Below are 1373 nucleotides of genomic sequence, written 5' to 3' on the forward strand. Positions count from 1 at the left end.
TCCTGTCGAGGTCACTAAAATAAGAAAGTCTGTTGATAGTCAAAGTATTATAATTTATAATACAGATTATCGCCAGACTTTTTTTAATTGTCGCCAACTAGGATTAGTTATGCCAAACACACAAAAAGACATACACAACTATAAACCTGCTAAACTGGTAAAAGGTTCAAAAAATAATGTACCTACTTACTATGTTGAATTTTCCGCTTTTAATGCACTAACTGGCAAACTACAACGAAAAAGATTATATACAATTAATGAAATAGAAAATCTTACACAAAGAGAAATACAAGGATGTAAACTGGTTAAAGAAATTAATGAATTGCTTAATAATGGCTTTCACTTCAACGATACTAGACTAAAAAACGAAACATACCTACAAACTAAAAATACCAATAACAAATATTATACTTTAGAAACTGGACTAAAAAAAGCATTAGAAATAAAAAAAAGTGATTTATCAAAACGAAGTTATTATAATTATTCATCATCATTAGAAAGGTTTTTAATATTCTCTGATAACTATTCTTTGCGACATACTGACATTACCAAACTAGAAAAAGATTTTGCTTATAACTTACTCGATTATTTAACTGGAAAAAACACACTACAAGGACAAACTATAAATTCATTCATTACTCAAATACGTTCACTATTCTCAACATTACTTGAAAGAAACATAATTAAAACAAATATATTCCAAGGACTGAAGAAACAAAAAGAAATAACTACTAATAGAAACATAGCATATAACCCACAACAAATAATAAAAATAAAGGAACATTTAATAAAAAAAGATTTACTAATATGGAGATTTTGCCAAGTCATATTCTACACATTCGCAAGACCAAACGAAATAAGACAAATTGAAATACAAAACATAGATTTAGAAAAAAACCTTATCTATTTACCTGCAGCTAAAAGCAAAACAAAACGTGAACGATTTATATACATATCCAAGCCACTAAAAGAAATATTTATTGAAATGAACATACAAAACCAACCTAAAACAAATTTATTATTCTACTTAAACAAAGAAAATCCAAACAAGATAATAGGAACAAACACACTAGCTGACAGATACAGAAAAGAATTAGATTTTTTGAATTTTGACAAATGCTATACTATGTATTCGTGGAAACATACCGGCAATGTAACAAGCTATAAAAATGGTATTGATATCTATTCTATTATGAAACAAAACGGACATACTTCTATTGATACTACTATGAAATATTTAAAAACTTTAGGACTTATTATTGATACTGATTTTACTAACAAATTTGATAAAATTACAATCTAACAAGTAAGCAGCACATTAACCAACTATCCTGGTCTTATAATAATTGACAAAAACTAACAAGCTCACACAA

At 27.0% G+C, this 1373-nt stretch carries 1 protein-coding gene; it reads left to right on the top strand.

Annotation, left to right across the window (positions count from 1 at the left end; translation table 11 throughout):
* The coding region (locus BP92_RS0113730) for a tyrosine-type recombinase/integrase (protein WP_026726548.1) at nt 1-1303 on the top strand (1303 nt) is incomplete at its 5' end.
* Nucleotides 1304-1373: the final 70 nt, after the last annotated feature.

Origin of the sequence: Flavobacterium sasangense DSM 21067 (assembly GCF_000686885.1) — a bacterium.
GTDB classification, from domain to species: domain Bacteria; phylum Bacteroidota; class Bacteroidia; order Flavobacteriales; family Flavobacteriaceae; genus Flavobacterium; species Flavobacterium sasangense.